Annotated in this window: 25 protein-coding genes and 3 pseudogenes; 23 read left to right on the top strand and 5 right to left on the bottom strand. The window is 39.0% G+C overall.

Annotated features, from left to right (window positions below; genetic code table 11):
* Positions 1-194 precede the first annotated feature (194 nt).
* The 5 genes from C6348_RS04560 to C6348_RS04540 all read left to right on the top strand — a co-directional run bounded on the left by C6348_RS04560 (position 195) and on the right by C6348_RS04540 (position 6,981).
* On the top strand, positions 195-1,655 hold the full coding sequence (locus C6348_RS04560; protein WP_106042058.1) for a CoA-acylating methylmalonate-semialdehyde dehydrogenase: 1,461 nt from the start codon (positions 195-197) through the stop codon (positions 1,653-1,655).
* Between the two features lie 224 nt (positions 1,656-1,879).
* Entirely contained in the window at positions 1,880-3,415 is a 1,536-nt protein-coding gene (locus C6348_RS04555) for a glycoside hydrolase family 43 protein (RefSeq protein ID WP_106042056.1), read from the top strand.
* 53 nt (positions 3,416-3,468) lie between these two features.
* Positions 3,469-4,737, top strand: a complete 1,269-nt coding sequence (xynC, locus tag C6348_RS04550; protein ID WP_060596459.1) for a glucuronoarabinoxylan endo-1,4-beta-xylanase XynC — start codon at positions 3,469-3,471, stop codon at positions 4,735-4,737.
* Between the two features lie 130 nt (positions 4,738-4,867).
* Positions 4,868-5,575, top strand: a complete 708-nt coding sequence (locus C6348_RS04545) for a response regulator transcription factor (protein WP_034660819.1) — start codon at positions 4,868-4,870, stop codon at positions 5,573-5,575.
* Positions 5,576-5,577: 2 nt separating this feature from the next.
* A complete protein-coding gene (locus tag C6348_RS04540; RefSeq protein ID WP_106042054.1) occupies positions 5,578-6,981 on the top strand; it encodes a HAMP domain-containing sensor histidine kinase in 1,404 nt (467 codons plus the stop codon).
* Between the two features lie 54 nt (positions 6,982-7,035).
* Here C6348_RS04540 and C6348_RS04535 read toward each other — a convergent pair whose 3' ends face one another.
* Entirely contained in the window at positions 7,036-7,344 is a 309-nt protein-coding gene (locus C6348_RS04535) for a magnetosome magnetite crystal formation protein family (RefSeq protein WP_034660817.1), read from the bottom strand.
* Positions 7,345-7,520: 176 nt separating this feature from the next.
* Between C6348_RS04535 and C6348_RS04530 the strand changes: the two genes are divergently transcribed.
* From C6348_RS04530 to C6348_RS04515, 4 genes and pseudogenes are all read left to right on the top strand, one after another.
* Entirely contained in the window at positions 7,521-7,778 is a 258-nt protein-coding gene (locus tag C6348_RS04530; protein ID WP_223251513.1) for a hypothetical protein, read from the top strand.
* Positions 7,779-7,806: 28 nt separating this feature from the next.
* The gene (locus tag C6348_RS04525) at positions 7,807-8,733 is read left to right on the top strand and encodes an alpha/beta hydrolase fold domain-containing protein (protein ID WP_106042052.1); all 927 of its coding nucleotides are present in this window, start codon (positions 7,807-7,809) and stop codon (positions 8,731-8,733) included.
* A 223-nt stretch (positions 8,734-8,956) separates the two neighbouring features.
* On the top strand, positions 8,957-9,229 hold the full coding sequence (locus tag C6348_RS04520; protein WP_106042051.1) for a DUF2651 family protein: 273 nt from the start codon (positions 8,957-8,959) through the stop codon (positions 9,227-9,229).
* A gap of 17 nt (positions 9,230-9,246) precedes the next feature.
* Positions 9,247-9,483: pseudogene (locus C6348_RS04515) on the top strand (cytidine/deoxycytidylate deaminase family protein); the annotation flags it as partial.
* Positions 9,484-9,524: 41 nt separating this feature from the next.
* On the opposite strand, the gene C6348_RS04510 reads toward C6348_RS04515, so the two are convergent.
* A complete protein-coding gene (locus C6348_RS04510; RefSeq protein ID WP_411266101.1) occupies positions 9,525-9,989 on the bottom strand; it encodes a pentapeptide repeat-containing protein in 465 nt (154 codons plus the stop codon).
* A gap of 527 nt (positions 9,990-10,516) precedes the next feature.
* Here C6348_RS04510 and C6348_RS04505 point away from each other — a divergent pair.
* Both C6348_RS04505 and C6348_RS04500 read left to right on the top strand, forming a co-directional pair.
* Positions 10,517-11,176 (top strand): TetR/AcrR family transcriptional regulator, encoded by a 660-nt coding sequence (locus C6348_RS04505; RefSeq protein ID WP_106037267.1) that lies wholly within the window; start codon positions 10,517-10,519, stop codon positions 11,174-11,176.
* A gap of 108 nt (positions 11,177-11,284) precedes the next feature.
* Positions 11,285-12,430 carry an alpha/beta hydrolase gene (locus tag C6348_RS04500; RefSeq protein WP_106042049.1) on the top strand — a complete coding sequence of 382 codons (1,146 nt, stop codon included), beginning with the start codon at positions 11,285-11,287 and terminating at the stop codon, positions 12,428-12,430.
* Between the two features lie 227 nt (positions 12,431-12,657).
* Here the strand turns inward: C6348_RS04500 and C6348_RS04495 are convergent, their stop codons facing one another.
* Positions 12,658-13,995, bottom strand: coding sequence for a TrkH family potassium uptake protein (locus C6348_RS04495; RefSeq protein WP_106042047.1), 1,338 nt, complete (start codon positions 13,993-13,995; stop codon positions 12,658-12,660).
* Positions 13,996-14,095: 100 nt separating this feature from the next.
* Between C6348_RS04495 and C6348_RS04490 the strand changes: the two are divergent.
* Positions 14,096-14,188, top strand: a pseudogene (locus tag C6348_RS04490) (arsenate reductase); the annotation flags it as partial.
* Positions 14,189-14,430: 242 nt separating this feature from the next.
* Here the strand turns inward: C6348_RS04490 and C6348_RS04485 are convergent.
* Positions 14,431-14,631, bottom strand: coding sequence for a hypothetical protein (locus C6348_RS04485; protein ID WP_034660801.1), 201 nt, complete (start codon positions 14,629-14,631; stop codon positions 14,431-14,433).
* A 265-nt stretch (positions 14,632-14,896) separates the two neighbouring features.
* On the opposite strand from C6348_RS04485, the gene C6348_RS04480 reads away from it, so the two are divergent.
* From C6348_RS04480 to C6348_RS04430, 10 genes and pseudogenes are all read left to right on the top strand, one after another.
* Positions 14,897-16,066 (top strand): FAD-dependent oxidoreductase, encoded by a 1,170-nt coding sequence (locus C6348_RS04480; protein ID WP_106042045.1) that lies wholly within the window; start codon positions 14,897-14,899, stop codon positions 16,064-16,066.
* A gap of 42 nt (positions 16,067-16,108) precedes the next feature.
* On the top strand, positions 16,109-16,789 hold the full coding sequence (locus C6348_RS04475; RefSeq protein ID WP_189293828.1) for a TetR/AcrR family transcriptional regulator: 681 nt from the start codon (positions 16,109-16,111) through the stop codon (positions 16,787-16,789).
* Between the two features lie 162 nt (positions 16,790-16,951).
* A complete protein-coding gene (locus tag C6348_RS04470; protein WP_106042043.1) occupies positions 16,952-17,602 on the top strand; it encodes a helix-turn-helix transcriptional regulator in 651 nt (216 codons plus the stop codon).
* Between the two features lie 11 nt (positions 17,603-17,613).
* Positions 17,614-17,988, top strand: coding sequence for a RidA family protein (locus C6348_RS04465; RefSeq protein ID WP_106042041.1), 375 nt, complete (start codon positions 17,614-17,616; stop codon positions 17,986-17,988).
* Between the two features lie 72 nt (positions 17,989-18,060).
* Positions 18,061-19,164 (top strand): threonine synthase, encoded by a 1,104-nt coding sequence (locus C6348_RS04460; RefSeq protein ID WP_106042039.1) that lies wholly within the window; start codon positions 18,061-18,063, stop codon positions 19,162-19,164.
* A gap of 557 nt (positions 19,165-19,721) precedes the next feature.
* Positions 19,722-20,069: an ArsR/SmtB family transcription factor gene (locus C6348_RS04455; RefSeq protein WP_106042037.1), complete on the top strand. Its 348-nt coding sequence runs from the start codon at positions 19,722-19,724 to the stop codon at positions 20,067-20,069.
* Between the two features lie 12 nt (positions 20,070-20,081).
* Positions 20,082-21,380, top strand: a complete 1,299-nt coding sequence (locus tag C6348_RS04450) for an arsenic transporter (protein WP_106042035.1) — start codon at positions 20,082-20,084, stop codon at positions 21,378-21,380.
* 14 nt (positions 21,381-21,394) lie between these two features.
* The gene (gene arsC / locus C6348_RS04445; protein ID WP_106042033.1) at positions 21,395-21,814 is read left to right on the top strand and encodes an arsenate reductase (thioredoxin); all 420 of its coding nucleotides are present in this window, start codon (positions 21,395-21,397) and stop codon (positions 21,812-21,814) included.
* A 415-nt stretch (positions 21,815-22,229) separates the two neighbouring features.
* Positions 22,230-22,811, top strand: coding sequence for a GNAT family N-acetyltransferase (locus C6348_RS04435; RefSeq protein ID WP_106042326.1), 582 nt, complete (start codon positions 22,230-22,232; stop codon positions 22,809-22,811).
* Between the two features lie 184 nt (positions 22,812-22,995).
* A pseudogene (locus C6348_RS04430) lies at positions 22,996-23,331 on the top strand (transposase); the annotation flags it as partial.
* A gap of 35 nt (positions 23,332-23,366) precedes the next feature.
* On the opposite strand, the gene C6348_RS04425 reads toward C6348_RS04430, so the two are convergent.
* Positions 23,367-24,221, bottom strand: a complete 855-nt coding sequence (locus C6348_RS04425; RefSeq protein WP_106042031.1) for a LysR family transcriptional regulator — start codon at positions 24,219-24,221, stop codon at positions 23,367-23,369.
* Between the two features lie 134 nt (positions 24,222-24,355).
* Here C6348_RS04425 and C6348_RS04420 point away from each other — a divergent pair, with 134 nt between their 5' ends.
* On the top strand, positions 24,356-25,450 hold the full coding sequence (locus tag C6348_RS04420) for an NADH:flavin oxidoreductase (protein WP_106042029.1): 1,095 nt from the start codon (positions 24,356-24,358) through the stop codon (positions 25,448-25,450).
* The last annotated feature ends 29 nt before the right edge of the window (positions 25,451-25,479 follow it).

Here is a 25,479-nt window from a genome sequence, read left to right as displayed (position 1 = left end):
CCGGAATCATTTCTCACAAACAAATCGATGGGCGGCAACCTTTCACACTTTAGAGCAAGCTATCACAACGTAAACCAAAACGACAATTACATTTGACAAAGAGTGTATACAGATGGGCGCCCTTTAGATGAGACAATGACAACCATACACATCCTATAAGCATGACATTCTTTCATAAAAAGGAGAGAGGGAACATGACCAAAACAGATGTACAAATGTTGAAAAATTATATTGGCGGACAATGGATTGAGGCAGAAACAAGTCAAACAGAGGCAGTATATAACCCAGCTACTGGCGAGATCATCGCAGAAGTGCCGCTTTCAACAAAAAAGGATGTCGAACGTGCAGTACAGGCAGCACAAGAAGCATTTACCACTTGGTCTAAAACAGCCGTTCCCCGCCGTGCACGCATTTTATTTAAATACCAGCAGTTACTCGTTGAAAAATGGGATGAGCTGGCTGAACTCGTAACGATTGAAAACGGAAAAAGCATAACAGAGGCAAAAGGAGAAGTGCAGCGAGGGATTGAATGTGTGGAATTTGCCGCTGGTGCACCGACCTTAATGATGGGAAAACAATTACCAGATATCGCATCTGGACTCGAATCTGGCATGTACCGCTATCCGATTGGTGTCATTGGCGGCATTACGCCATTTAACTTTCCGATGATGGTCCCGTGCTGGATGTTCCCGCTTGCCATTGCCTGCGGAAATACGTTTGTTTTAAAACCTTCAGAACGAACGCCCATTCTTGCCGCGCGGTTAGCCGAGCTATTTGAAGAAGCGGGTCTTCCAAAAGGTGTTCTCAACATTGTCAATGGGGCTCACGATGTTGTCAATGGTCTGCTTGAACACCAAATTGTCAAAGCCATTTCATTTGTCGGCTCTCAGCCAGTCGCAGAATACGTCTATAAAAAAGGCACAGAGCATGGCAAACGTGTCCAAGCACTTGCAGGTGCAAAGAATCACTCCATTGTCCTCAAAGATGCAGATTTAGATGCGGCAACGAAACAAATCATTGGTGCTGCCTTTGGATCAGCGGGAGAGCGCTGCATGGCCGCGGCCGTTGTCGCGGTGGAAGAAGAAGTGGCAGATGAGTTCATTCAAAAATTAGTTGATGAATCGAACGAGCTCGTCATTGGAAATGGAATAAATGAAGATGTCTTTCTTGGTCCAGTCATTCGAAAGGAACATAAAGAACGAACGCTTCAATATATCCAGTCAGGGATTGAAGAAGGAGCAAGCCTCATTCGTGATGGTAGGAATGACCTTGAAACAAATGGAAAAGGGTATTTCGTTGGACCGACGATTTTTGACCATGTCACAAATCAAATGAAAATTTGGCAGGACGAGATTTTCGCCCCTGTCTTATCAATTGTCCGTGTCTCTTCACTAACAGAAGCGATCGACCTGTCCAATCAATCAAAATTTGCGAACGGTGCCTGCCTTTACACGGACAGCGCATCAAGCATCAGAGAATTTCGCGAAAACATCGAAGCAGGTATGCTCGGCGTAAATATCGGTGTGCCCGCACCAATGGCATTTTTCCCGTTTTCCGGCTGGAAGGATTCTTTCTACGGGGACTTACATGCGAACGGAACAGACGGAGTAGAGTTTTACACAAGAAAGAAAATGGTGACCGCTCGTTATATGTAATCTACATTCATTGAATAAGAAGAAAAAATGCAGTTCCAAAGTGGAGGACTGTATTTTTTTATTGTCTCCTAGTCAAAAAGTAAGGGTTTTCATGATGATTTTAGCAGTGATTCCCCCTAGAAATCATCCTTTGTATTCATTCTTCATCAGCTCATATCAACATAATTTGAAATTGGGCGTAAACCCCAATATTAGGAAGATGAAAACAGGAGGAAAATGACACGATGAGGAAGAGGATGAAGTGCGGTGTAGGTTTTTTGATTCTTGCTTTGGTGCTGAGCTGTATACCGGTATATGATGCGAGTGCAGCAAGTACCCCCATTGCAAAACGAGTAGGAAATGCAAATCCACTCATAGACCATCACCTGGGGGCGGATCCGTTTGCGCTCACCTATAACGGAAGAGTGTACATTTATATGTCGAGTGATGACTATGAATATCACAGCAATGGAACGATTAAGGATAATTCTTTTGCGAATTTGAATAGGGTTTTTGTCATCTCTTCGGCGGATATGGTGAACTGGACAGATCACGGAGCGATTCCAGTAGCTGGCGCAAATGGGGCCAATGGCGGGAGAGGGATTGCCAAATGGGCAGGCGCTTCCTGGGCTCCATCCGCTGCGGTGAAAAAGATCAATGGGAAGGATAAATTTTTCCTTTATTTTGCTAACAGCGGCGGAGGGATTGGCGTCTTGACAGCAGACAGCCCGATTGGACCTTGGAAAGATCCTATCGGAAAAGCGCTCGTCACGCCAAATACACCAGGGATGTCCGGTGTTGTATGGCTTTTTGATCCAGCCGTATTTGTAGATGATGACGGAACCGGTTATCTATATGCCGGAGGAGGCGTTCCAGGCGGTTCAAATCCAACGCAGGGACAATGGGCCAATCCTAAAACAGCGAGAGTTCTGAAACTAGGACCTGACATGACTAGTGTGGTTGGCAGCGCATCAACCATTGATGCTCCTTTTATGTTTGAAGATTCGGGTATGCATAAGTATAACGGTACCTATTACTATTCCTATTGCATCAATTTTGGCGGCTCCCACCCAGCAGATAAACCACCTGGTGAGATCGGTTATATGACGAGCTCAAGTCCAATGGGCCCCTTTACGTATAAAGGACACTTCCTGAAAAATCCGGGTGCATTTTTCGGCGGCGGCGGTAACAACCATCATGCTGTGTTCCATTTTAAAAACGAGTGGTATGTCGTGTATCACACGCAAACGGTGAGCTCAGCCTTATATGGAGCAGGGAAAGGCTACAGATCTCCACACATTAATAAGCTTGTGCATAATGCTGACGGCTCCCTTCGAGATGTCGCAGCCAATTTTGAAGGAGTTAAACAGCTTTCCAACCTGAATCCTTATCAACGGGTAGAAGCTGAAACATTCGCTTGGAATGGACGCATTTTAACAGAGGCCTCCTCAGCACCAGGTGGACCAGTCAATAACCAGCATGTCACAAACATTCAAAACGGTGATTGGGTGGCTGTCAGTAATGTCGATTTCGGATCGAGCGGTGCCAGAACCTTTAAAGCCAATGTAGCATCCGCTTCAGGCGGACAAATAGAAGTACGTCTTGGCAGTCCAGACGGCAGAATTGCCGGAACACTCAATGTCCCTTCCACAGGCGGAAACTGGCGAGAAATAGAAACGGCAGTGAACGGAGCAGCAGGAGTGCACAACGTATTTTTTGTCTTCAAAGGAAATGGTGCCAACCTATTCCAATTTGATTCCTGGCAGTTTACTCAAAGGTAAACAAAATCAGATGCTGCGGCATCGATCACTGGTTGATGGGAGAGTGGGAAAATTTGATGTCCATAATCAAAAAACCAATTTGTACTTTATTGATCTGCTTCACTATGCTGTCTGTCATGTTCATAGGGCCTGGGGTAACTGAGGTTTCAGCAGCAAGTGATGCGAATATTAATGTCAATGCGGAAAGACAAGTGATTCGCGGCTTTGGCGGAATGAACCACCCGGCTTGGATTGGTGATTTAACCGCCCCTCAAAGGGAAACCGCCTTTGGCAATGGGCAGAATCAATTAGGATTCTCCATTCTACGAATTAATGTAGACGAGAACAGAAATAATTGGCACAGAGAAGTTGCTACCGCCAAAAGAGCAATAGAGCATGGCGCTTTAGTGATCGCTTCGCCTTGGAATCCTCCAAGCCATATGGTGGAGACTTTCAACCGTAATGGTGCGTCTGCAAAGCGGTTGAGATACAATCAATACGCCGCATATGCTCAGCATCTCAATGATTTTGTGACATACATGAAAAATAATGGTGTCAACCTCTATGCCATTTCTGTACAAAACGAGCCTGATTATGCACACGAATGGACATGGTGGACGCCTCAGGAAATCCTGCGATTCATGAGAGAAAATGCCGGCTCCATTAATGCACGCGTGATTGCACCAGAATCTTTTCAATACCTTAAAAATATATCAGATCCTATCTTAAACGATCCGCAGGCGCTTAGAAATATGGACATTCTCGGTGCCCATCTGTATGGAACCCAGATCAGCCAGCTTCCGTATCCTCTTTTTAAACAAAAAGGAGCGGGGAAAGAGCTGTGGATGACAGAGGTATATTACCCGAATAGTGATAACAATTCAGCGGACCGCTGGCCTGAGGCATTAGGGGTGTCAGAGCATATTCACCATTCGATGGTGGAAGGTGATTTTCAGGCGTATGTTTGGTGGTACATCCGCAGATCATACGGTCCTATGAAGGAAGATGGAATGATTAGCAAACGTGGCTACAACATGGCGCATTTCTCCAAGTTTGTGCGTCCAGGGTACGTCAGAATTGATGCAACGAAAAGCCCTGAACCGAATGTTTTCGTCTCAGCCTATAAAGGGGACAATAAGGTCGTCATTGTAGCGATTAATAAAAACAATACAGGCGTCAATCAACACTTTGTCATGCAAAATGGAACCGCTTCACAAGCGTCAAGATGGATTACGAGTAGTAACAGCAACCTTCAGCCTGGAACTGACTTAAATATATCAGGTAATCAATTTTGGGCTCATCTCCCGGCTCAAAGTGTGACAACATTTGTGGTCAAACGCTAAAAAAACACCAAAAGCCAATTTTCTCATTAAAAAAGAAAATTGGCTTTTTTCTGTGCAAATAGAAAGTTGATTTTTCACGATGTCTACACTTTGGGTATAATAATAACAATGACTTCAGGAGAGTGATCTAATGCCAAAGCTTCAAAGCAAAGTATTGATTATAGATGACGAAAAAGAAATTTTGGAATTAATCCATACAGTATTAACAAGAGAAGGCATTGACCGGGTGATAACAGCTTCAACTGCCCGTGATGGGCTCACGCAATTCCATCAAGAACATCCCGATCTCGTCATACTGGATATTATGCTGCCAGACGGTGAAGGCTACGATATTTGCAAACAAATCAGAGACGTCTCGCATGTTCCGATTATCTTTTTATCAGCAAAGGGAGAGGAATCAGACAAAATTGTAGGACTTGCCATTGGCGGCGATGATTACATTACAAAACCTTTCAGCCCAAAGGAAGTCGCCTACCGGGTAAAAGCCCAGCTGAGACGGTCATCATACTTACAGCCTTCTCAAGCTGATCCCGTGATCAAAAAAGGGCCATTTGAGTTAAACGAGCAGCAAGCCGAACTGACGAAAAACGGAGCGGTAATTGAGCTCACACCGAAAGAACTTATGCTGATGACCTATTTCTTGCAGCACCCGAATCGAGTGATCAGTAAAGAAACGCTTTATCAAACCGTTTGGGGAGAAGATTTCTTCGGTTCTGACAATACGGTGATGGTTCATATACGAAGACTTCGGGAGAAAATAGAGAATTCCCCATCTACACCAGAGTTTCTCGTGACGGTCAAAGGGCTGGGCTATAAATTTGTTGTAAAGGATGCGTAAGGATGAAATGGCGATTAACAGGCAGATATATGGTCTCTGTCATTATCGTGACCATTATCACGGTCTTTATTAACTTATTTGGATTCATGATCTGGCTTGTACTACAAGCAAGCAGCCAGCAAAACGAAGAAAATACGCCCGAAACCTTCACAAGAACATTTGAACAATACATAACCTTTTCCGATCAAGGCATCACTGTGAACAAAGAAGGACAGCAAGCCTTAAAACAACAAAATGCGTGGATTCAAATATTAGACGAAAATGGACAAGACGTCTATCATGCACACGCACCTAAAGGAATAAAGAGCAAATATACACCTATAGAAATCGTGAACATACATAAATATAAAGATAAGCAATTGCTATCGACCATTTATGCCGGCGGAAAAAAAGGAAAGGGTAAGGAATACAGCTACTTTATCGGGTTTAAGGACCCTTCCATCGGAAAATATTTATTTTCGTTCGACACGAAGGACTTAATATCAAGATTCAATATCGGGACGATGATTTTACTATCGATCGATGCCATCATTGCCTTATTCATTGGATACTTATTCAGCCAGCAGCTCATCAAACCGCTCGGCCGTGCCATTCATGGAATCCAGCGGCTCGCAAACGGAGATTATACGACAAAGCTGCCAACTAAGGGAATATATAAAGATGTCTTCTATAATGTCAATCACTTATCAGAGCAGCTCGCTTCAAGCCAAAAAGAAAAAGACAAATTAGAGCAAATGCGGGAAGAGTGGATCAGTCATATTTCTCATGATATTAAAACACCATTATCCTCTATTCAAGGCTATGCAGAAATCATCAAAGATCCAAATTATCCTCTTTCAGATCAAGACATCAGACATTATGCCAGCATCATAGAGAATAAATCACTGTACATCAAAGATGTCATGGAGGATCTAAATTTAACAACAAGGCTGAAAAATAACGACGTGATGCTGCATAAAGAGCTAGTGAACATTGTGCCGTTGCTGCGGGAAACGTTAATTGATATCCTAAACGATTCGAGATATGCAGAACAGACGATTGAGCTGCAAACGAATGTAGACAAGCTCATGCTAAATATTGATACGATCCTCATACGAAGAGCGGTCACCAATCTCATTTTAAATGCCCTTGTTCACAATGATTCTGATGTGAAAATCATTGTACAGCTGGAACAAAAAGAAAATACCCACATCACGATTAAAGATAACGGCAAAGGAATCGAAGAGGCAGAGCTAGAAAAAGTGTTTGACCGCTACTATAGAGGGACGAATACAGGAGGGACACATGCAGGCTCTGGTCTCGGAATGGCCATTGCAAAGGATATTATCCAAAAGCACGGCGGGGATATTACGATACGCAGTATAATAGGGGAAGGAACAACGATTGATATCCAATTACCCGCATGAATGGACATACAAAAAAACGGTTCTGATCAATCACAGAACCGTTTTTCCCATCTATTATTCTGAAAACACTTTAATGCCTTTGACAATGTTCCAAATAAAGAAGTAGATCGCCACAAGGAATGTCACAGCATACGTTGCAATTAAGAACGGACCAGCATGTCTGATATCGTTCATGCCAAGTAAACCTGAACCAAGGATGCCAATGCCAAAAATCAAATAAGGAATAAAATGTGTCCATAGCGATTTTTTCGCATGATATTTCACTTCGTCCTTCCCTAAGAAATAGACGATAATCGGAAACAAAAACGGAGCAAAAAAGATACTGAAGTAACATAATGAAGACAAAATTTTATTTTCTCTCAAACCTTTTCACCTCTATGATTGATTTAGAAGGGGGGAGAATCATTCGACTCATCCCTCACTTCCTTACAAACCCATTGTACAACCTCAACCTTAACCTGTATTAATCCGAACCTTACAGCAACCTTAAAAATGTTAAACGATCGAACGATACATGAAAGATAAAGGAAATACAAGTTATGGAACTGCTGAGTCAAGACATAGAACCTGATACTTTAAGAAGGATTGTCCATCACAAACACGAAGAAATTGAAAGGAAAATCAAACGCTTCCGTCAAATTCAAGACCTTTTATCTAACTTGTTAAAGACCTCTGATAAACAAATACAAGTCTACCTCCAAATTCAAGACCTTTTATCTAACTTGTTAAAGACCCCTGATAAACAAATACAAGTCTACCTCGAATCATTTCGTGTGATACATCAGGATGAACAATAAAACAATTGACTTAAAGGAGAGAAAACAAATGAGTGTGGAAATTGTTAATGGAGAACGTTCTGAAGAAAGTATTCAATTTGAAAAATTATTCGCTTCCCAAAGTAATAAAGAGAGTTTTTCTAGTATTGAAAACACAAAAAAATTTCTTGATCAAAAAGGAATAGAAAATACTAAGCCTTATGCCATTGAGGATGATGTGAAGTTAATTAGTGAGATAAAAGAGCAGACATTCGAAGGCATGCAAGTTTTCACTTTGAATGACCAAACGTCACAAAAACAAAAAGTCATTCTATATATACATGGCGGCGCGTGGACAAATCAGCCTTTGAATTTCCATTGGTGGTTCATGGATAAGATGGCGCAATCACTCAATGCGAAAGTGGTGGCTCCTATTTACCCAAAAGTGCCTCATTATAGCTGCCAGGATACCTATCCGAAAATCCTAAACCTATATAAAGACCTTCTGAAAACTGTTGAAAGTGCCAATCAATTGACGATCATGGGAGATTCAGCTGGCGGAAATATCTCACTTGGTCTGGCGCACCTTTTAAAGAAGGAAGGTCTGCCGCAGCCGAAGGATATTATTTTATTATCTGCATGTGTTGATATGAGCTTAAGCAATCCTCTAATGTTTGAATATGCAAAAAAGGACCCGATTCTAGGTCCTGAAGGAATGGAAGTCATTGCAAAGATTTGGACAGCTGATAAAAATGTAACTGACCCATTGATCAGTCCCATTTACGGTGACTTTAAAGGACTTGGGAAGATTACTCATTTTATTGGAACACATGATATGTTATATCCAGATGCCATAAAGCTTGATGAAAAACTAACAGAACAAGGAATTGACATAAAAACCTTTGTTTATCCTGAAATGCTTCATGTATTTGTTGTCATGCCAATCCCTGAGGCACAAGATGCTCAGGAGAAAATCATTCAGGTAATCAATCGTTAGGGGTTGAGTTCACACCACAAAAAGGTAGAATGATTTGATTAAAATAGTCGAAAGTTTAGTGAATGGGCTGTTTACTTGAAAGCAGCCTTTTTCAATTCACTACATATTAAAATTTCCTTAAATACCATTTTTTGTTTACAACATACATATTCCCTATTAATATAATATTGTTCGCTTCTTCATTGGATTTATACAAATGGCGGTTAGTAAAGGAGAGTGAATGATGAGTGTTTCCTTTCTTCAACCTATGGCTCTGATCTTATTTACATTGCCTTTATTATCTTTGATCTGGGGGATTGTCGGCTACTTCGTCTTTAAGCGGGTCTATGTCGTTCTAATGATCACATTTGCAGCTTCAACCGTTTTTATCTTTGCCTATACGGGGTTCGACATGTCGAACTTATATTGGGTAGTCGCTATGACCTTTCTATGCATGTGTACCTCTGTCATCACAAAAATCATCCGATATATGATTCATCGCTATAAAAAAGTATAATGAAGAAGCTTATGCCTATTGCGATTGGCAGTGCTTTATCGAATGGACATAAGGATTTTGAAACAATTGTCGCAGTAAGACATCCCTATTCAGATGAAGAAGATCGAAGGATAAAGGTAGTGAGTCCTTGCGGTATTTGCAGAGAGCTCATTTCAGATTTCGGACCCGCATGTTTTGTCATCATCGAGATGAATGGCGAGCTAGTCAAGGTAAAAATTGAAGAACTCATTCCACTCAAATATACTCGAAGTTGATGCAGCACTTAGATATGAAGTAGAAAGGGATGCAGCAAACATCAAGCATTGTCCTTGCTGCATTCCAGATGACTGAAAAATCGCTCAACAAAAGCAGCCCCATGTATTTTCTTCATATGCGCCGTGTTAAAAATATATTGTTCCATATGCTCAAGCTTGCGCAGACTACGCACCATTATTTTCCGATCATCGTCAGAAAGAATAGGGTCAACGTCTATCTTCTCCAAGGCATTTTTCACATGTGCAGATAACTTTTCAACATATAGATGGTTTTTAGATGTTGGCGGAATACATGCCGAAAGGTCACAGCCCGTAAAACGAACACCGTCAAGGGTGCAGTTTTCAAAATTGGCGATCAGCTTTTGTTTGCCATTTCCCTCAAACGTTATATCCACTAGCTTACCGCTAAAAGAGCAATTGATAATATTCGCCGCCTGTAAAACGCGGTCATTGAATCTACATTGATAAAAAGTACAATCGATAAACATAGCATTCTCCAATGTCATTCCTCTCATATCGCAGGAGGAGAATTCGCAATTGGTGAAAACGGCTTTGATTTTGGCAATGCCCACAGAGCGCAAGTCGGAACGAATAAAGGTACAATGATCCATCGTACTACCGTCAAAAAACCTCACACGTATCAAATACAAGATGATGTAAGTGACAGCTCCAAAATATAGGTGAACGAACATTCGAGTTGATGATCGTCGTTCTGCTTATCGTTTTGTGTTCATACCTGACAATATCAGAAAATAATTCGTTGTCTACTGATATACCAGACTCAAGTCTTCTCATCGCTATCACCCTATCATTTCTTCAGAATCTTTTACAATGATGAATACCTTTCACCAAGTTCACTCCGAATCACTTAGCGGTTGACCTTGACTAGTTACTATATCACAAAGCTATATTCATCGAATGGGGTGAAATCCGTCCGAGCAAAGAGTGGGTATCTATTTCAATACAGCTTGACATGTGAATCAATTATCGATATGGTGTGAATGAGTTCACATTTTACATAAAGGAGTCATTTATGCCAAAAAATACTTTCTTTCGATTGAATGAAGCAAGGCGTGAGGACATATGTAATCGTGCTATGCATCTTTTTGTTGATCATCTTTACGAGGATATAACGATGAAGATGGTTTTGGATCGTTTGTCCATGCATCCCGGAACTTTTTATCGGTATTTTGAAGACAAAGATGACCTTTATTGTCTGTTAATACGACATGTGACCAAGAAAAGAGCTGCGTATTTTCATAACAACAATGAAGATTCTCTTTTTCAATTTTTCCTTACTGGCTTATTTGACAACACTAATGGCATTGCGACTGAGCCATTGAATGAACTGGAAATTAAACTCGTTGAAACATTTTTACACATTCCAGAGAACACCTTACTAAAAGTATATTTGAATGTGCTAAAGGGCGAGTCATTCCCCTTAATCAAGGACATGTTACGCCGCATGAGGGTTGATGGATATCTACGACCTGATATTGATGACGACCTCATTTCTTTTATGTTTGAATCTATGCAGTTTAATTTAGTCATGTTTTTTAGGGAATTCGATATTAAGGATTCTAACCTGCAGCATAAGATGAGCAAGTACTTTGCTGACTTTATGGGTCATGGGCTGCTTAGAGATGATAAATATGCTGAAGTTGTTAGCGATCTCAAGAAAGCCAAGGAATAAGGATGATGAACTGAAGATTGGATGTAACCATTTTACAGTTTTGAAAGCACTTATATCGCCATGTGTATTTCACATTCGCACTTTCATTTATTAAGGGGGAACAAAAGGATGAAAAGGTATGACACATTCCCAGAACCAATCGGCAGCTATACCGCCGCTCGTACCCAGATGGATTTTGAGTACACAGCATCAGATGACTCAAAAAGAGAATTGACCGCGTTTGTGTATTATCCGTCCGATAGCAGCGAAGGGAAGACTCCATCAACGTACATGTTTCCTGAAGTCTACGAAATGCTTCATGAGCAGCCACTTGTCACTGAGTATCTGAAAGAGAAGAATTTTTTCTCTATCGATATCAAGACTCATTGTTACGACGACCTTGCTCTTTCTGCGAAGAAAAAGCGCTATCCAGTGTTATTTTATGTTTGCGGCGGGGGCGGTTCACCGGAATGGGGGACAGCCATCTGTACAGACCTGGCAAGCCTGGGTTATGTTGTCGTCAGTATCGGCCATCAGAATAGCACAATGTATAAACGGAAAGATGGGAAGCTGTTGAATGTATCAAAGGATTTTTCGGATGTCATTATGGCGTTTTCTGAAGATCCGGAGATGATGGAGCTGGCTGGCAAGATGAAGATGCGGCCTGACGATGAAACGGCCATTGAGATGTGCCGTAACGTCCTGGCTCTGCCAATCATTAATCAGTTAACATTATATAGTGAACGACAGGCAGAAGATGTAAGGTACGTAGCCGATCATCTTCACAAACTAAACTCTGAAGAATTGGATTCTATCTTTCATGACAGACTGATGCTTGACGTCGGCATGGGCATCGTCGGACATTCTTATGGAGGACCTACGGCGGGGGTTGTTTGCAGGGATGACGACCGGTTTGCCTGCGGGATTGGCTTGGATAGCGGGGCATTCGGCCTTCTCGACAGCGACCTCAATAAACCCTTTTTGCTACTTTTTTCTGAACCGAACTATCATATGAATGCGATCATTGGCGCTAACAACAGCATGGAAACCTATTATTTTTCCGTTGATCGTGCTGCACATTTAGATTACTGTGACATCGTGTTTACCGGTGTAGATGAGGAACTCAGAGGCACAAGGGATGCATTAGATATGCGAAATCTTATGACGGATTATACGAAGACCTTTTGTGATCATTACATTCAGCAAAAGGCTGCACGTGTGGAAAGCCTGTCATATGATGGCGTGGACTTAATCAAGAAAACGAGCAACAAGTAATAACGGAGAAGCTGCTGATCAAAGCCGTTTCAAGCGTCAGCTTAAAGTTGAATATCTCAGCTTTTCCGTTAAATACCGAATGCTGATTGTTTGGAAAAGAAGAGACCGTACTAACAGATCTGTATTCCAAACAGCTTGTAGTGAATGAAGAGAAAAAAATCTAAAGTGGATCAATCCATCATCTTGATGATTAAATTAAAAGGGAACCATTTCAATCATTGCTCATATTAGCCTACAAATACTTCTCCCTCCGGATAACGTATTGGGCTTTTGGTTCGTTTCATAAAGATAAATACAATGGTCAGAGAACCTACTCTGCCAATAAACATCAAAATCGAAAGAATCACCTTACCTAAAAACGTTAAATCAGGCGTTAATCCCATAGAAAGACCTACTGTGCCAAATGCTGAAAAGGTCTCAAAAACAATATCAATGAAAGGAGCTTTTTCAGTCATTGCCAATAAGAAAATGGTGATAAACACAAAACATAAACTGATAAAGCTGATTGCTAAAGCTTTGATGACAACATCATGCTTAATCGTACGTCTAAATATAACGGGTTCTTTATTTCCTTTCAGAAAGTGGAGAACAGAAATCACAATAATGATCATTGTTGTTAACTTAATCCCACTTCCTGTTGACGCACTACCAGCCCCAATAAACATAAGAAGCATCATAAGTGTTAAAGAACTCTCATGCATATGTCCGATATCAAGAGAATTAAAGCCCGCAGTTCTAGGTGTCACAGCTTGAAAATATGACGCCCATAATTTATCAAAAAGATTCATTGGACCTAAAGTATGCGGATTACCAAATTCCATTAAGAATATCAATAATAGTGCAACACCATTTGTGACAAAGGTTCCTATGATCATAAGCTTTGAATGGATGGATAATAATTTAAATTTACGTTTATCCCATATATCAAAAATCACGGTAAATCCAAGACCGCCGATGATAAACAGGAGGGTAATCGTCAAGTTGATCAGTGGATCATTGACATAGTTCATCAAACTATTTGAAAAAAGAGAAAATCCAGCGTTATTAAAAGCAGAAATGGCATGAAATAAACTAATATAAAATCCTTTTAAAAAGCCATATTCAGGTATCCATCGAAACGATAATATACACGTCGCCAATAACTCAAAAGTCATTGAAAAGATAAACAATACTTTTACAAGACGTACAATACCACCAATATTTGTGAGGTTAAAGGCTTCTTGAACCAACAATCTTTCACGAAGCCCTATTTTTTTGCCAAGCAAAAGGATGACCATGACGGCTAAAGTTAAAAAACCAAGACCACCAATTTGTATCATCAGCATAATGACTATTTGGCCGAATAAAGTAAAAGTTGTTCCGGTATCAACCACAGCTAAACCTGTAACAGTTGTTGCTGAAACAGCTGTAAAGAAAGCATCAATGATGGGGATAGGTTTGACTGTAGAAATAGGTAAAGACAAAAGAAAGGATCCTATTACAATAACAGTCAAAAATCCAAACAATAAAATCTGGGGAGGAGTTAATTTTACTGGTTTACTTAAAAAATGATCAAATTTAAACATTCCTTAGCCTACTTTCAACCACATGAAATTTTTAATGTTATTATATAACGAATTGGGATACGCTTGTCTATTAATCACTCATTCTTATGTCAAATGAGTGCATTGGCGCTTTGATGATCCAGCAAAAGCAGAAGGAACAGAAGAAGAGAAATGGGCATTTTCCCAAAGGGTGAGAGATGAAATTGGGGGTTGATTACAGCAGTTTGCTGTGACTGAATATAGTTTTACATGATAAGCCATATTGAATCAATGGCTTATTTTTGTTTCGATCAATTGAAGACGTTCAGGTAGCGTGACTTTAAAAGACTTGATATTTAGTAATAGCACATTTACAGCCATCTTGAATGAAACAGGAAGATGATAGCAGACAAGATAAAAACATTTGATCCAACTCAAAAAGATATATAGTGAATAAACGCCGCAAAAAACGATTTTTCATTGTTCTAATGAGCGATTGAATTGTTTTCGAAAAACTAGGCATGAGACAGCAAATACTGCGAATGCGCCTGCTGATCCAGCAGCAAACATCAGCTCAAATTGTTCTGGTTTGGATTTGAATAACAAAGGGACAGAAAGAATGAGAGCAGCACCACTAAAGCTCAATCCTAATATCAACATTGCCAATAATTTATTCATAGAAACACCTCGCAGACTCAGCATTGAAACATTAGGAACCGACTGATCTAAGAATCATGTTATGATTTGAAATCCTTTAAAATCCCTAAATCAGAGTCCAATTTATATCCTTTGGGTGTCGAATGATTGGGTTCATTACAATTAAAGCACACATTCATGAAATAAACCATTTTAAACGAACACTGTTCTTTACGAACGATGTTCGTTATAATATAAATGAGATGTGGTTTTACACTACTTCCATAAAGAAGAGGAGATGCATACGATGCAGACATTATCTAAAAAACAAAAGCAAATCGCTATCATTGGAGGAGGACCAGGAGGGCTAACACTCGCCTTAATTCTGCAAAATTACGGTATACAAACAACCATCTATGAACGGGAGATGCATGACAAGAGTCTTGAAAGAGGAGGCTCACTGGATATTCACGAAGAAACAGGTCAAAAAGCCTTAAAGGAAGCAGGAGTTTATGAGAAATTTCAAAAGAACGCTCGCTATGAAGGAGAAGATTTCCGGTTATTTGATAAAGCAGGAAGAATCTATCTAGACGAAGAAACTGAATCACATGAAAAAGGCACTCGGCCAGAAATTGATCGTGGTGTTTTGTGTAAAATGCTGTTAGATCAAATTGATGCTGAAAACATCAAATACGGATATAAACTAGATAGATGTGTTTCATTAGAAAACGGCATGACAGAACTTCATTTTGAAAACGGGGTTGTCGAGACGGTTGACCTTTTGATTGGAGCAGATGGTGCATTTTCTCGTGTACGTCCGCTGTTAACAGATATTGATATTGAATACTCCGGGCTCACGATGCTTGAACTGAATGTCCTCAACGTAGAGGTGAACCACCCTGATTTAGCTGAATTTAATAAACGTGGTAAAATGTTTGCTTTAGCTGATCACAAAGGAATTATTGGTCAGTTAAACGGAGATGGACGAATAAAAGTGTATGCAAGCCTTATGGTAGAACGCAGCTGGATCGAGACTTGTGGCATTCCATTTAATCAAGCGAATGAAGCGAAAGAACCATTATTAGAGTTATTTAGTGATTGGGATGATCAGCTGAAAAATTATATTCGTTATGCAGAAGATGTCATCATTCCAAGACGTATTTATACGCTTCCTGTCGGTTTTAAATGGAACCGTCATAAAGGAGTAACGCTTATCGGTGATGCAGCTCATCTCATGACACCATTCGCAGGTGAAGGTGTAAACATGGCGATGTTTGATGCAATGGAGCTTGCACTTGCTATTGTCCGACATCCTAATGATATTGAAAAGGCTATTGAAGAGTACGAAGAAATGATGTATGAATATTCATCGGAAAAGGCTCAGGAATCGGAGAATAGTTTAAAACTGTGTTTTTCAAAAGACGCTGCGGTCAAGCTTGCAGATATGATGAATTCTTTTCAAGTAAACGGTGATTGATGCTCAATTTACTATTTTACTTTGACATGATATAAAGAGAGTATGAACAATTCAAATCGTCGTATTATAAGTCGTCGGTCTCGGCCGGCTAAAGAGCCCTTAAGCCGTGAGCTTATTGTTAAAACTGCCTATGCGCTTCTTAAGGAGCAAGGGATAGAGGGCATGAGTATGCGTAAGGTGGCTAAAGCATTGGATACGGGACCTGCATCCTTGTATGTCTACGTGAACAATTTTCAAGAACTAAGTGCTTACGTATTGGATTATGGTCTCGGCCAAATGGTTTATCCAGATTCAGTGGATGGCACATGGAAAGAAAAGTTATGTGAAATATTGCATACTTATTTCCTGCTGCTATTTGAAAAACCTGGTCTTGCTGAAATTTCTCTTTCCACCATTCCACAAGGAACGAACTTTCTTCAGTTGACCGAACATATTCTCGCTGCATTGCATGAAGGCGGGATCAAATCTACATCCGCTGCATGGGGAGTAGACCTGTTACTGTTATACGTATCTTCCGTAGCTTACGAAAAGGTCTCTTGGAAGAAACAAGGCTCTTCGCAGATTTCAGACACAAAAAAAGCATTTCATGATGCAGACAAAACGCGTTTTCCTTTCATTCATAGTGTAAAAGAAGAAATGTTTGCAGGTGATCCCGTATCAATGGAACGGTTCCGATGGGGAATTGACGTCATTTTGTATGGAATCCAGAAAGAAAGCAATTAGAAAGGAGCACAAGCAAAAAGCAGTCAATGGCTGCTTTTTTTATATGGTTATTTTCACATTTGTGATCTTGTGAGCATCATGATATATAAATAAATCTATATATTGTTTTTATATATAAAAAATTATATAATCTAGTGGAATAAAAAAATGAGGTGCTTAGGCATGGAACATATGAAGAATTTATTAGCGAGTTATATTCCTTTAGCAAAATCTACTGCAAAAATGTTTGGACCAAATTGCGAAGTGGTTATTCATGATTTAACCAACCCTCAAGCATCTGTCATGTTTACAGTAAATAACCATGTGACAGGAAGAGAAATCGGCCAATCATTTGATCATCTAGTAAAGACTGTATTACAATCAGAAGATTTTAAAGAAGATTATCTGGCTGGTTATACATTTGTAACAGAAGATAAGCGTACGATTCGTTCTTCAACTTCATTAATACGTGATTCAAAGCAAAAAGTGATTGGTGCTTTCTGTATCAATTTTGATGTTGAAGCCCTAAATCAAATGCAACATTTTATGGATACTTTTCTTTCTACACAAGTGGAAGCTCAAGAGAAAGAAACAACATCAAATGATGATCTTGAAAATGTGGAAGAAATAGTAGATCAATTGATTCAACAAATCATTCAAAACAGTGTTCATCCAGTCATGAAACGTCATGAAAAAATTGAACTAATTAAATTTATGGATGAAAAGGGCATCTTTTTAATGAAAGGATCTGTTGAGAAGGTCGCATCTATGTTAGGCATTTCCAAAGTAACCGTCTATAGCTATTTGGATGAAATCAAAAATAAATCGAGGTAAGGAGCGTCAAAATGGAAAGCATACTCGAGGTAGGAAATCTAAAATCGAACGGACACTATGCATTCGCAACCATTCATCAAAACACGGTCTATGTTTCAGGACAATTTGCCATCAATCCCGAAACGAGAGAAAAAGAGTTCGGCCCCATTGAAGAAGAGACATTACAAGCGCTTAAGAATGTAGAGATGATTGTAGAGGCTGCTGGAAGTAAAAAAGAGAAGATCTTGCGCATGACATTATACATTTCGAATATTCATTTATGGGACAAAGTAGATGCTGTTTATACTAATTTTTTCGGTGAACATAAACCAGCACGTACTATTGTACCAACGAATGAATTACATTTTGGTTTCAAAATTGAAATTGATGCCATTGCATATATTTAAGATATTTTTTTGCCTACTCTATATAAAAAATTATATTTCATATAAAAAAATATTCGAAGGGGTAGATGATCGATGAATCAATTGATTTGTAACCATTGCGGGAGAAAGTATGAGATGACACCAACTCTATGGAAATGTGATTGTGGTGGAGTATTAAACCTGGTGAAAGATACCCCTAAAATAGATATCGCAGCTTGGGATCACTATCCTAACTCATTATGGCGTTATGTTGAAACCATGCCATTTTCAAAAGGTTCTAAGACTTGGGAAACTGTCACAATGGGGGAGGGTCAATCCCCTTTAATCGTTCTAGACCCTAATGAGCCAAATACTTATGTAAAAGTTGATTATATGATGCCGACCTTATCCTTTAAAGACCGAGGAGCCGCTGTTTTGATGACAAAAGCTAAGGAACTCGGGGTATCAAAAGTGATTGCTGATAGTAGCGGGAATGCAGGAACGGCGATTGCAGCTTATGCAGCACGTTGTGGTATTGCCTGTGACATCTATCTAAGCGATGACACTTCGCCTAAAAAGGTTGCTCAAATAAAAGCACATGGAGCAGCGATTAAAACAATTCATGGTACACGTGAGGACATTGCAGCTGCGGCACAAAAGGCAGTAGACAATGAAAACGTTTTTTATGCAAGCCATGTGTATAATCCTTATTTTTTTGAAGGAACAAAAACATATGCCTACGAAATCTATGAGCAACTAAAAGGAGCACCTGATACTTTAATCATTCCGGTTGGAAACGGTACTCTCCTCCTAGGTGCATATTATGGCTTTAAAGAGTTATTTGAAAATGGTCTCATTCATAAAATACCGAAAATCGTTGCCGTACAAGCGAAAAACTGTGCACCACTTGTGAAAGCTTATCAAAATGCGAAAGGATTAGCATCGCCTGTTACGAATAAAAGGACCTTAGCAGAAGGGATAGCAATTGCTGCCCCAGCTCGCTCCAAACAAATTTTAGAAGCTGTACAAGATACCAATGGTACGTTTATTGATATTAAAGAAGATGAGATTCTAAATGCACGCTCTAAACTAAGTGAGAAAGGATTTTATGTAGAAGTGACATCTGCAGTCAATTTTGCTGGCTACATGAAATATAAAAAGGAATCAGAAGAAACCATTGTCATACCTCTTTGTGGTGCAGGGATTAAATCAAAATAACCCTATTAGAATTGTCTCTCTTTGAAAATATGGAAATCCGCCATTGCGAAGCAGATTGGTCTTACACCGACTTCCATTTGAAAACTATCAAGATGACATCATTCCATTGCTGGATCTTTAGGATTCTGATAGTTACTTAATGCCAGATGTGTGTAAGACCGTTGCAGTTAGATTGCGTCAACTAATCCGCACTTGGCCTGATGATGATATAGATAAAAAGAACGCTCTCTATTTGGTAGGAGGAATGGAGCTAGCGCATCAAAAATGAGCCATTGGGATTTATATAAGAATAGGAATTGTCATATGACAGACCATTGAAAGAAATGTAGATCCATTTTATGCTTTATAAACAATAGTCAAATAAGGATTCTACAATAATCAATTTTTTTGATGAATAAAAAATAAAAGAAAAAAACATTAATCAATAATTTTAACGCGAACAAATTTTTGTTCAAATCCATATAATCGATTGATTATATAAGTATTCAGTTATATAATATTGGAGGAGTTGATAACATGGACCGTCACCAATATTTGAAAAGAGGGAGGGAATCATTGTGACTTCAGATGTTTCAATTGGTTTGTTACATATGTCGAATTGTTTAAAAATACTCAGTGATCAAACAAGACTCATTATGATGAAATTGTTTTTGGAGAAGGAATATTGTGTTTGTGAACTGGTAGATATGTTCGAAATGAGTCAACCAGCGATTAGTCAGCATTTACGAAAATTAAAAAAAGCTGGATTTGTCCATGAGAACAGAAAAGGGCAGTGGCGTTATTATTCAATCAATACACTGTGTCCAGAATTTGAGACGATTTGTATCATCTTAAATCTAATTGATAAAGAAGATGACCTTTTAAAAAGCATACAACATAACGCAACAAACATTTCTTGTTCGTAAGGAGGGATGGGTTTGAGTTTTGCCGTTTTATCATTACTCATATTTTTGTTAACTTTGGTATTGGTTATTTGGCAGCCAAAAAATTTATCCATAGGGTGGTCCGCATGTGGAGGGGCCATTTTAGCATTAATCGTAGGTGTTGTGAATGTTGATGATGTGATCACCGTGACAGGCATCGTATGGAATGCGACTTTAGCTTTTGTTGCCATTATCGTCATCTCACTCATACTTGATCGAATCGGCTTTTTTGAATGGGCAGCATTGCATATGGCAAAGGCTGCAAAAGGCAGTGGGCTGCGTATGTTTGTGTATGTGACCATCCTTGGTGCAATCGTCGCTGCTTTATTTGCAAACGATGGTGCAGCACTTATTTTGACACCCATTGTTTTAGCAATGGTCAGAGCATTACACTTCAATGAAAAAATTGTATTCCCTTTTATTATCGCGAGTGGGTTTATTGCAGATACAACTTCGCTTCCCCTTGTCGTTAGTAATTTGGTGAACATTGTAACAGCCGACTATTTCAACATTACGTTTATTGAATATGCATCCAGAATGGTTGTTCCAAACCTTTTTTCATTGCTAGCGAGTATCACTGTACTGTACCTTTTCTTTAGAAAGAGTATACCTAAACGCTATGATCTGACTGAGTTAAAGCATCCTAGTGAAGCAATAAAAGATCCAAAGATGTTTAGATTATCTTGGTATATATTAGCTTTTTTGTTGATTGGTTATTTTGCAAGCGAATTTTTATCTATACCTGTATCGGTCATAGCTGGTGTGATTGCCATTTTATTCTTGGTCATTGCACAAAAAAGCCCTGCTGTCCAAACAAAAAGCGTTCTAAAAGAAGCACCATGGGCGATCGTTTTCTTTTCCATAGGTATGTACGTTGTTGTCTATGGCATGCGAAATGCAGGGCTCACTGATGCTCTTTCAAGCGTGATCCAAGCTGTAGCAGATCAAGGTTTATTGGCAGGGACTCTTGGTATGGGATTTATCGCAGCAATGCTTTCATCTGTCATGAATAATATGCCGACGGTCATGATCGATGCATTAGCCATATCCGGTACCGATACACAAGGAATAATGAGAGAAGCGTTAATTTACGCAAATGTCATTGGTTCTGATTTAGGACCAAAAATTACGCCCATTGGCTCCTTAGCAACACTACTGTGGCTCCACGTCCTTTCTCAAAAAGGTGTGAAGATTTCCTGGGGTACATATTTCAAAATAGGAGTCATTTTAACTGTACCAACACTATTCATCACGCTTTTAGCTTTGTATTTCTGGCTAATGATTATACATTAAAGGAGACGATCAACATGTCAAAGAAAACAATTTACTTTTTATGTACCGGTAATTCTTGCCGCAGTCAAATGGCTGAAGGTTGGGCTAAAAAACATCTTGGAGATGAGTGGAAGGTCTATAGCGCTGGTATTGAAGCTCATGGATTAAATCCGAATGCTGTAAAAGCAATGAAAGAAATAGGGATTGATATTTCTAATCAAACGTCTGACCTGATTGATCAAAAGATATTGCATCACGCTGACTTAGTCGTAACACTATGCGGTGACGCAGCTGATAAATGCCCGTTGACTCCTCCTCATGTCGAACGTGTCCATTGGGGCTTTGATGATCCAGCAAAAGCAGAAGGAACAGAAGAAGAGAAGTGGGCATTTTTCCAAAGGGTAAGAGATGAAATTGGAGATCGATTGAAACAGTTTGCTGAGACTGGAGAATAATATCTTTTATATGTGAAAGGAGACATCAATTCAGTGGATTGCGATGATCGAGTATGCAAAAATTCTATGGGATTGGCTAATAAGTCAAGCAAAGGAAAATGAGAGTGAACAATTTCATTTAGATTCTGGTGTTCATAGGCATGATGCACATAGATTCTACCTTAAAGTTGGATTAGATATTACTTGTCACCATTTTCAAATGTCTCTTTAACAAATGGATGGTCAGCATCGATTAGGTGGAATTAAGTTATATTTAGAAGAAACAAATGCATTCATTAATGTGCCATTTTTAGCTTTTCATTATTTGGAAGATGAAGAAAAGATCAGTTTATTTGATACTATCAACACTAAAGCTAAAGCTAAAGGTATAGGGTCTTCTTTAAGCCGATATCTAAAAAAGGAGAGAAGAAGAATTATGGAGATAACGCCTGTAGTATTAATAGGAGATAGAGTAAAGATACAACCTATGGAAGATTATCACGTACAGGAATTATTTGATGCGGGAAACAATTCAGATATATGGGCACACATGCCAATGAGGGTTCAATCGATTGAAGATATGAAGTCCCTTGTGAATGGAGCACTTCAAGCGAGAGAGCAAGGAAGCGAATTTCCTTTTGTTATCTTCGATAAGAATTCGGAGAAAATTGTGGGAAGCACTCGTTTTCTTAATATATCCATACCAAATCGTAACTTGGAAATTGGTTGGACATGGCTGTCTCCAACTGTTTGGCGAACTAGAATAAATACAGAATGTAAGTATCTTCTTTTGAAACACTGCTTTGAAACACTTGGGACAATTCGTGTTCAGTTGAAAACAGATAGCAGAAATGTGCGGTCTCAGCAGGCAATTGAACGGTTGGGTTTGGTAAAAGAAGGGGTGCTTCGGAATCATATGGTTATGCCTGACGGTTATTTAAGAGACTCTGTGTATTACAGTGTAATCGACCAAGAATGGGTGCTAGTGAAGGACAAATTGGAGAGTATGCTACAATAATCTCGTATTTTCGAAGTGTTGCTTATAAAACTAAAGGGTGCTTTGACTTAACAAAGGAGGTAGCTGCGGCACCTCCTTTTCTTATTGAACAAACGGAGCAACTAACTTTACTTGAACAATTATGACCCTAAAAAATATACATATAATAATAAAGGGTAATAACACAATTCTGTGGGGAATGAACATGTTATCGAAACGTGAAGAAGAAAGACGAAACCAATTAGAAGTAGTGGCTTTAGATGAATTAGTGCCTGAAGATCATCTTGTACGGAAAATAGATCAAGCGATCGATTTTGACTTCGTTTATAATCTTGTTAAAGATCATTATAGTTTCAAAAATGGTAGACCAAGTGTGGACCCCGTTGTTCTCATTAAAATGGTTTTGATCCAATATCTATTTGGCATTCGCTCCATGCGTCAAACCATTAAAGAAATTGAAACCAATGTTGCTTATCGTTGGTTTATTGGGTATGGGTTTTCCGAGAAAATTCCGCACTTTTCTACCTTCGGTAAAAACTACGGTCTGAAAGGCGCTTTATAAAGCACCTTCTATACTTATTCCCAAGTTTTTGCATGTTTTTGAACTAGTTCAATCATGCTATTAATAGAGGGTGATAGCCATTTATTTTTGTGATATGTCAAGTAAGTCGATAGGGAATTTTGTTGGTTTGAAACTTTCTCTCCCTTAAATAGGCCATTTTTTAGTTCTTCTTTTACAGAAAAGAAGGGAACAAGAGATACTCCTAGTCCATTTTTAACACAGTGTTTTATTGCTTCAATGCTTTGAAACTCTATGCTATCTTTTATATAAAGTTCATTTGATATAATGTAATCATCGAAAACTGATTTATAACTACATCTTAAATCAGAATATAATGCAGTATTTAATGTGTCCCCTTTGCTGTGTGGACTAATGAAGACCATTCTCTCCTGTACTAATTCTTCGATATACAACTCCTCCTGTGTCCAGTTCTTGTTTTCCAAAATCAAAGCTAAATCAATGTCACCACTTTGAAGGCTCTTGGTGACATCGTAATTTTCTAATGACTTAACGTAAAGACTCACTTTCGGATATTTCTGCTTAAATTCGAGGAGAATAAGAGGAATCCGGCAAATAGTTAAGGATTCTGATATTCCTATAGTTAGATCTCCTTGAGGTTCCTTATCAATAGTTAGTGATTGTTCATATAGTTCAATTATTTGATTTGCATAAGGAAGATATTGCTCTCCGAAGTGAGTCAATATTACTCTCTTTCCTAGTCGGTCGAAAAGGGGCCTACCTAATTCTTTTTCTAATTCTTTAACATGTGTAGTTATAGAAGATTGCGCATAACCCAAATGTTCAGCCGCTTTATTAAAACCATTTTTGTTAACAATTGTCTTGAAAGTAATTAAATGTCGAAGTTCCAACTTAATATCTCCTCTTAGGATAGTTTAATAATATTGAACTACCCTATCTAATATATTCATTTTACTAAACTGTATTATTCATTTAAGCTAATAACCAAGAGGTTGTCAAACAATAATTTTAGGAGGTAAAAGAAATGAAAAAAAATATATTATTTGATACTTTTAAAATTAATAAAACGGAGTTAAGAAATAGAGTTGGACTAGCACCAATGACACGAATTAGTGCTACAAAGGATGGTTATGTTACAGACAAGATGGTTAAATACTACCGTTCTTTCGCAAAAGGGGGATTTGGGTTAATAATAACTGAAGGTACGTATATTGATGATAAAAATAGCCAGACATATCAATATCAACCAGGTATTGCATTCGACGGACAAGCAGTAGTTTGGAAAAAGATTGTAGATGCAGTTCATGAAGAAGGTAGCAAGATTTTTATGCAATTACAGCATAGTGGACCACTTTCACAAGGAAATCATTTTTCAGAGGAAACGATTGCTCCGTCGTCAGTAAAGCCACAAGGGGAACAACTAAAATTCTATTTCGGAGAAGGAGAGTATAAAATACCTCGAGAAATGACTAAAGAGGAAATGGATAATGTGAAAAAAAGCTTTGTAAAAGCTGCTCAGAGGGCAGAATCTGCTGGATTTGATGGGGTTGAAATCCATGGGGCCAATGGTTATCTCTTAGATGCTTTTCTTACAGAGTATACCAACCTACGTACAGATGAATACGGAGGAAGCACAGAAAATCGTGTAAGGTTTTTAGTTGAAATTGCATCCGAAGTAACTAAATCTGTAGGAGATGATTTCATAGTTGGCATGCGAATCTCTCAATCGCAAGTAAATGATTATACCTATAAATGGTCAGGAGAAGAGGAAGATGCAAAAATCATTTTTGGTTCTCTAGGTCAATCAGGATTAGACTATATTCACGTAACGGAGTATAAAGCCTGGCAGCATGCATTTGATGGAGGAGAAAAATCCTTAGTTTCTTTAGCAAAGAAATATAGCCAGTTACCAATAATAGCAAACGGTCAATTAGATAGTATTGAAAGAGCAACTGAAATGTTAAGTAACGGTGATGCTGATGTTGTAACAATAGGAAAAGGTGCTTTAGCTAATCACGACTGGGTAAAAAAAGTTGAAAAGGCAGAACCATTAACCGTTTTTAATCCAGACGAAGTTCTTTATCCAGTAGCTAATATAAAAGATTTTGAAATCAATTAAACCAAATAAGCTAACCCAAACGCGTTAGC

It is taken from the genome of Bacillus sp. YBWC18, assembly GCF_002998775.1.
Classification (GTDB): domain Bacteria; phylum Bacillota; class Bacilli; order Bacillales; family Bacillaceae; genus Bacillus.
The sequence above is the reverse complement of the archived record's forward strand: the minus strand, read 5'-3'. Positions and strand labels throughout refer to the sequence as shown.